Annotated in this window: 7 protein-coding genes; 6 read left to right on the top strand and 1 reads right to left on the bottom strand. The window is 59.2% G+C overall.

What is annotated here, in order from left to right; all coding sequences use genetic code 11:
• Positions 1-409: 409 nt before the first annotated feature.
• The 6 genes from ABLV76_RS03370 to ABLV76_RS03345 all read left to right on the top strand — a co-directional run bounded on the left by ABLV76_RS03370 (position 410) and on the right by ABLV76_RS03345 (position 4,964).
• The gene (locus ABLV76_RS03370; RefSeq protein ID WP_004205689.1) at positions 410-724 is read left to right on the top strand and encodes a BON domain-containing protein; all 315 of its coding nucleotides are present in this window, start codon (positions 410-412) and stop codon (positions 722-724) included.
• A 125-nt stretch (positions 725-849) separates the two neighbouring features.
• Entirely contained in the window at positions 850-1,416 is a 567-nt protein-coding gene (gene yqaB / locus ABLV76_RS03365; RefSeq protein ID WP_004205690.1) for a fructose-1-phosphate/6-phosphogluconate phosphatase, read from the top strand.
• Positions 1,413-1,841 (top strand): YqaA family protein, encoded by a 429-nt coding sequence (locus tag ABLV76_RS03360; protein ID WP_004205691.1) that lies wholly within the window; start codon positions 1,413-1,415, stop codon positions 1,839-1,841. The genes yqaB and ABLV76_RS03360 overlap by 4 nt, the downstream gene beginning before the upstream one ends.
• 66 nt (positions 1,842-1,907) lie before the next feature.
• A complete protein-coding gene (gene gshA / locus ABLV76_RS03355; protein WP_004205693.1) occupies positions 1,908-3,464 on the top strand; it encodes a glutamate--cysteine ligase in 1,557 nt (518 codons plus the stop codon).
• Positions 3,465-3,628: 164 nt separating this feature from the next.
• Complete coding sequence (gene luxS, locus ABLV76_RS03350) at positions 3,629-4,144, top strand: S-ribosylhomocysteine lyase (protein WP_004205694.1); 516 nt, start codon at positions 3,629-3,631, stop codon at positions 4,142-4,144.
• Positions 4,145-4,196: 52 nt separating this feature from the next.
• Positions 4,197-4,964 (top strand): helix-turn-helix transcriptional regulator, encoded by a 768-nt coding sequence (locus tag ABLV76_RS03345; RefSeq protein ID WP_032456498.1) that lies wholly within the window; start codon positions 4,197-4,199, stop codon positions 4,962-4,964.
• Here the strand turns inward: ABLV76_RS03345 and leuA are convergent.
• The gene (leuA, locus tag ABLV76_RS03340; RefSeq protein ID WP_064178267.1) at positions 4,943-6,619 is read right to left on the bottom strand and encodes a 2-isopropylmalate synthase; all 1,677 of its coding nucleotides are present in this window, start codon (positions 6,617-6,619) and stop codon (positions 4,943-4,945) included. The genes ABLV76_RS03345 and leuA overlap by 22 nt on opposite strands.
• Positions 6,620-6,634: the final 15 nt, after the last annotated feature.

Below are 6,634 nucleotides of genomic sequence, written 5' to 3'. Positions count from 1 at the left end.
AGTACTCGGCTACGAACCGAGCGGTCGGAGGTTCGAATCCTCCCGGATGCACCATATTCTCCTTAATAACAGCGACGATGTTGTTTTATGGTCTGCGAAATCATCGCCAGCACCAGGGAGGATAACGTTGCGTAAGCAACGGCCCGAAGGGTGAGGCGAAGCCGAATCATCCTCCCGGATGCACCATATTCTCCTTAATAACAGCGATGATGTTGTTACATAGGCTGCGAAATTATCGCAGCACCCGTTCTGAATGCATCATCTTCACTCTTCTCTCACCATCCCGATAACCGCGTTTCCCATCGCCAGTTTCATCCTGACTTTTTTATTGGCAAGCCGCGCTTTCCACTATAATTTATCCTTGTATATCAGCGTTATCAGGCTGAGATAAATGCAAGGAGAGAAATCCATGAAATGGTTCAAAGCAATACCTGCTTTTTGCGCAACGCTGCTGGTGGCGACGGCCCTCGCTGGCTGTGCGGGATCGGCTACAAAGGAGAGTACGGGCGGCTATATTGACGATACCGTGGTGACCACCAAGGTGAAAACGGCGCTCTTTAACGATAAAGACATCAAGTCCTCTGAAATCAGCGTCCAGACCTTTAAAGGCCGCGTCCAACTGAGTGGATTTGTCTCCTCCGCGGAAAGCGCTAAACGGGCGGTGGAGGTCACCCGTCGGGTGCAGGGCGTGCGAATGGTCGAAAACGATCTGCGTATTAAATAAGGCCGCCTATCCGGTCTGATGCCTGAAGGCGCCTGTGGGCGCCTTTGTCGTCTGCGCCGCTGGCCGCGACAACGACCGGCTTTTGCGTTACAGTAACCATTCATTAACCGGTTGGTGAGAAGACGATGTACGAAGGTTACGCAGGACTGATCTTTGATATGGATGGCACTATCCTCGATACCGAGCCGACCCATCGTCAGGCATGGAATGAGGTGCTGGGCCGCTACGGTATGCGTTTCGACGAACAGGCGATGGTTGCCCTCAATGGCTCACCGACCTGGCGGATTGCCCAGGCGATTATTGAACTCAACCAGGCGGATCTCGATCCACATCGCCTGGCGCAGGAAAAAACCCTGGCCGTTAAGGCGATGCTGCTGGACAGCGTACGTCCATTGCCGCTGATCGAGGTGGTCAAGGCGTGGCACGGCCGTCGCCCGATGTCGGTCGGCACCGGTAGCGAAAGCGCCGTCGCCGAAGCGCTGCTGGCGCACCTGGGCCTGCGTCATTACTTCTCCGCGGTGGTGGCGGCCGATCATGTGGTCAACCATAAACCCGCGCCCGATACCTTCCTGCTGTGCGCCGAGCGCATGGGCGTCGCGCCGGAAAAATGCGTGGTCTTCGAAGATGCCGACTTTGGTCTGCAGGCGGCGAAGCGCGCGGGAATGGACGCTGTAGACGTGCGTTTGCTGTGAGCGACGCGCTGTCACTCCTCTCGCTGTTTGCCAGTAGCTTTTTAAGCGCCACGCTGCTTCCCGGCAATTCGGAGGTTGTGCTGGTGGCTATGCTACTTGCGGGGGTCAGTCATCCGTGGTGGTTAGTATTAATAGCAACAATCGGCAATAGCCTTGGAGGGGTAACTAACGTTATTCTGGGGCGCCTGTTTCCGCTGCGCAAAACCTCGCGCTGGCAGGAGCGGGCGGCCGGCTGGCTTAAGCGCTACGGCGCGGTCACGCTGTTACTGAGCTGGGCGCCGGTTGTCGGCGATTTACTGTGTTTGCTGGCGGGATGGATGCGCATTTCCTGGGGACCGGTACTCTTTTTCTTATGCCTTGGAAAGGCGCTGCGCTATATCGTCATTGCAGCAGCGACGCTTCAGGGCATGACGTGGTGGCACTAATTGGACTGATAGTTCATCCATTACAATTATGCTTATTCAAACGATTTCGACAGGCGGGAGGTCAAATTGATCCCGGACGTATCACAGGCGCTGGCCTGGCTGGAAAAACATCCGCAGGCCCTGCAGGGTATTCAACGTGGTCTGGAGCGGGAGACGCTGCGCGTGAACGCAGACGGCACCCTTGCAACGACCGGTCACCCTCCGGCGTTAGGCTCAGCGCTGACGCATAAATGGATTACCACCGATTTTGCCGAAGCTTTACTTGAGTTCATTACGCCAGTAGATGGCGATATTGAGCATATGCTGACCTTTATGCGCGATGTCCATCGCTATACCGCGCGTCAGCTTGGCGACGAGCGGATGTGGCCGCTGAGTATGCCATGCTATATCGCCCCCGGTCAGGATATTGAGCTGGCGCAGTACGGCACCTCTAACGTGGGGCGCCTGAAAACGCTATATCGCGAGGGGCTGAAGAACCGCTATGGCGCGCTGATGCAGACTATCTCCGGCGTGCACTATAACTTCTCCCTACCGATGGCCTTCTGGCAGGCTAAATGTGGTGTGGAAGACGCTGAGAGTGGTAAAGAGGCCATTTCGGCGGGCTATTTCCGCTCAATTCGTAACTACTATCGCTTTGGCTGGGTGATCCCGTATCTGTTCGGCGCCTCGCCGGCGATTTGCGCTTCGTTCCTGCAAGGAAAGCCGACGACGCTGCCCTTTGAGGAGACGGGCAACGGCATGTATTACTTGCCGTACGCCACCTCGCTGCGCCTCAGCGACCTTGGTTATACCAATAAGTCGCAAAGCAATCTCGGAATTACGTTTAACGATCTGCACGAGTATGTGGCAGGATTGAAGCGCGCGATTAAAACGCCGTCGGAAGAGTACGCCAAAATCGGGCTGGAAAAAGACGGTAAGTATCTGCAGATCAACAGCAATATCCTGCAGATTGAAAACGAACTCTATGCGCCGATCCGCCCGAAACGCGTCACCCGTCGGGGCGAAACCCCGTCTGATGCGCTGTTGCGCGGTGGTATTGAGTATATCGAAGTGCGTTCGCTGGATATCAATCCCTTCTCGCCGATCGGCGTAGACGCCCAGCAGGTGCGTTTCCTCGACCTGTTTATGGTCTGGTGCGCGCTGGCCGACGCGCCGGAGATGAGCAGCGATGAGCTGCTGTGCACCCGCACCAACTGGAATCGGGTGATTCTGGAAGGGCGTAAGCCGGGCTTAACGTTGGGCATCGGCTGCGAAAGCGCGCAGTTCCCGCTGGCGCAGGTGGGTAAAGATCTGTTCCGCGATTTACGCCGTGTAGCGCAGACGCTGGACAGCATTCACGGCGGCGAGGCCTATCAACAGGTCTGCGATGAGCTGCTGGCCTGTTTTGACGATCCGGAATTAACCTTCTCAGCCCGCATTCTGCGTTCTATGATTGAAGAAGGGATTGGTGGAACCGGCCGTGCGCTGGCCGATCGTTACCGGACCCAGCTGCGTGAAGAGCCGCTGGAGATCCTGAGCGAAGAAGATTTCATCGCCGAGCGTGACGCGTCGGTGGCGCGACAGAAGAAAATAGAAGCGGAAGACAGCGAGCCGTTTGAGGCGCTGTTGGCGCGGCACGCGTAGCGGTCGAAGCGCTGGAAAAGAAAAAGGCCACATCACTGTGGCCAAACTTTCATCTCTGATTCAGGGATGATGATGATAATAAATGCGCGTCTTTCATATACTGAGACTCGCGGCTGAACAAAGAGTTCATTTTATTTTAAAAAATTCACTCCCGGAGGTGACGAATGCCGTTGTTAGATAGTTTCACAGTCGACCATACCCGAATGGAAGCCCCAGCGGTGCGTGTCGCGAAGAAAATGAACACGCCGCATGGCGATGAAATCACCGTATTCGATCTGCGCTTCTGCGTGCCGAACCAGGAAGTGATGCCGGAGCGCGGTATCCACACCCTCGAGCACCTGTTCGCCGGCTTTATGCGCGATCACCTGAACGGGAATGGCGTGGAAATTATCGACATTTCGCCGATGGGCTGCCGCACCGGGTTCTATATGAGCCTGATTGGTACGCCGGACGAGCAGCGCGTCGCCGACGCCTGGAAAGCGGCGATGGCCGACGTGCTGAAGGTGAAAGATCAGAACCAGATCCCGGAGCTGAACGTCTACCAGTGCGGGACCTACACCATGCACTCGCTGGAAGAGGCGCAGGAGATCGCTCGTCATATCATCGAGCGCGATGTGCGCATCAACAGCAACGACGAACTGGCGTTGCCGAAAGAAAAACTGCAGGAACTGCACATCTAGTGCTTCCGCCGCGGCCCGACGCCTGTCGCCGGGCCGCTTTCCCGACGCCGCCATGACGACGACCACCACCTTCTCCTTTCAGCACCGCCCGCTGGTGCCCTTTGCCCATGATTATGCTCACGGTGACCAGGAAGACTGGCATCAGCATGACTGCGCCCAGCTGCTGCATATTTTAAGCGGCGTGGTGCGGGTGGCGACGCCGGCAGGCTACTGGGTGGTGCCGCCCGGACGCGGCGTCTGGCTGCCGGCGGGAACGCCCCACGCGCTGCGCATGACCGGCAACGTGGCGGCGCGAACGCTGTTTATCGATCCGCTGGCGCGCGCCGATCTTCCGGCGGGCTGTCAGATCGTACAGATCACGCCCCTGCTGCGGGAACTGATTGTCTCCTCCCTGGCGCTGGCCGAGCGTTATGCCCCCGCCAGCCGCGACGAACGGATTTATGAGCTGATCCTCGATGAGATCCGCGGGATGGCGATCCTGCCGTTTGGCCTGCCGGAGCCGCAAAGCGAAACGCTGCGCCGGCTGTGCCAGCAGGTGCGCGAGGCGCCGGGCGACGTCTGGAGCAGCAGCCAGGCGGCGAAGGCGTGCAGCATGAGCGAGCGAACCCTGAACCGCCATTTTCAGCAGCAGACTAGCCTGACGTGGCGCGAGTGGGTGCGCCGGGCGAAGCTAATGGAAGCGCTGATTCGCCTGGCGCAGGGCCACTCCGTGCTGCGGGTGGCGCTGGAGCTGGGCTACGGCAGCCACAGCGCCTTCAGCGCCATGTTTCGTCGGGTGATGGGCGTCGCCCCCAGCGACTATTTTCGTCCCCCGGCCTGATCGGCGGCGCTGAGCGCATTGCACAGCGCCTGCAGCGAGGCGCGCGCCACGTCATTATCGATACCCACGCCCCAGTAGCTTTCTCCTTGCGGAAAAACGCAGCGGATATAGGCCACCGACCGGCTGTCGCTGCGCGCGCCGAGGGTATGCTCATGATAGTCCTTGATCATAAACGGTTGCCGAAACAGCGCGCTGAGGCCGCTGGCTGCGGCGGAGAGCAGGCCGTTGCCCTGGCCCTGCAGGCGTCGGGTTTCGCCGTGGTGACGCAGCGTTGCCTGCAGGGAAAGCTGGCCATTCTGCTGGCTGGCGCTCTGATAATCGACCAGCGTCAGCGCAGACTGCGTCTGCAGCCCGTAGCGCGTGCGGAACAGCTGCCACAGCGCATGGTGGGTCATCTCTTTGCCGTCGCTATCGGTGACCTGCTGAACGTGCTGGCTGAAGTCCTGCTGCAGCCCGCGGGGCAGCTTCAGGCCATGATTTTGTTCGATAAGCCAGGCGCTGCCGCTTTTCCCCGACTGGCTGTTGACGCGGATCACCGCCTCATAGCTGCAGCCAATATCCTGCGGGTCAATCGGCAGATAGGGCATCCGCCACGGGTCGCCAGGCTGACGGGCATCAAATCCTTTTTTGATCGCATCCTGATGGGAGCCGGAGAAGGCGGTGTAAGCCAGACTTCCCGCCCACGGGTGGCGCGGGTGAACGGGGATCTGATTGCAGTTTTCCACCACTTCCACCACCCGGTTCATCTGCTCGAAGCGAAGCTCAGGGTCGATGCCCTGGCTGTAGAGATTCATCGCCAGCGTCACCAGACAGACATTGCCGGTGCGTTCGCCGTTGCCAAACAGGCAGCCTTCCACCCGGTCGGCACCGGCCATCACCGCCAGCTCGGCGCTGGCGACGCCGGTGCCGCGGTCATTGTGCGGATGCACGCTGATGCAGACTTCGCCGCGGCGGGAGAAGTGGCGGCAAAAATATTCGATCTGATCGGCATAGACATTCGGGGTGTTGACTTCCACCGTCGCCGGCAGATTGACGATCATCGGTCGCTCGGCGCAGGGCTGCCAGACATCCGCCACCGCTTCGCAAATCTCAAGCGCAAACTCGGGCTCGGTGAAGCAGAAGGTTTCAGGCGAATATTCATATTGCCAGCGGGTCTCTGGCTGCTGTTCGCACTGCTGACGGATAAGCCGGGTGGCGCGGGTCGCGAGGGCGATCACCTCGGCCTTGTCCATGCCGAAAACCAGCTCGCGGAACAGCGGCGCGGTGGCATTGTAGAGGTGGACGGTGGCCCGGCGGGCGCCGCGCAGCGCCTCAAAGGTGCGCAGGATCAGCGGGTCTCGCGCCTGGGTCAGCACCTGGATAGTGACATCCTCCGGGATGCGCTGTTCGTCAATCAGCTGGCGGACAAAGTTGAAGTCGGTTTGTGAAGCGGAAGGGAAGGCGACCTCAATCTCTTTAAAGCCGCACTCCAGCAGCAGATCCCAGAACTGCAGTTTGCGGGCGCTGTCCATGGGCTCGGCCAGCGCCTGGTTGCCGTCGCGCAGGTCAGTCGACAGCCAGCGTGGGGCGTGGCTGATTTGCCGGTCAGGCCAGCGGCGGTCGGGAAGAGCGATCGGCGGATAGGGACGGTACTTTTCAGCAGGATGGCTCAGCATAGTGTTCTCCTTAAT

Origin of the sequence: Klebsiella sp. GB_Kp047 (assembly GCF_040065235.1) — a bacterium.
In the GTDB taxonomy this organism is placed as follows: Bacteria; Pseudomonadota; Gammaproteobacteria; order Enterobacterales; family Enterobacteriaceae; genus Klebsiella; species Klebsiella quasipneumoniae.
This window is presented reverse-complemented; position numbering and strand designations above follow the sequence as displayed.

Coding starts and splice junctions, on each gene's coding strand:
- ABLV76_RS03370 (WP_004205689.1), top strand. CDS start 410: ATGAAATGGTTCAAAGCAATACCTGCTTTTTGCGCAACGCTGCTGGTG.
- yqaB (WP_004205690.1), top strand. CDS start 850: ATGTACGAAGGTTACGCAGGACTGATCTTTGATATGGATGGCACTATC.
- luxS (WP_004205694.1), top strand. CDS start 3,629: ATGCCGTTGTTAGATAGTTTCACAGTCGACCATACCCGAATGGAAGCC.
- ABLV76_RS03345 (WP_032456498.1), top strand. CDS start 4,197: ATGACGACGACCACCACCTTCTCCTTTCAGCACCGCCCGCTGGTGCCC.
- leuA (WP_064178267.1), bottom strand. CDS start 6,619: ATGCTGAGCCATCCTGCTGAAAAGTACCGTCCCTATCCGCCGATCGCT.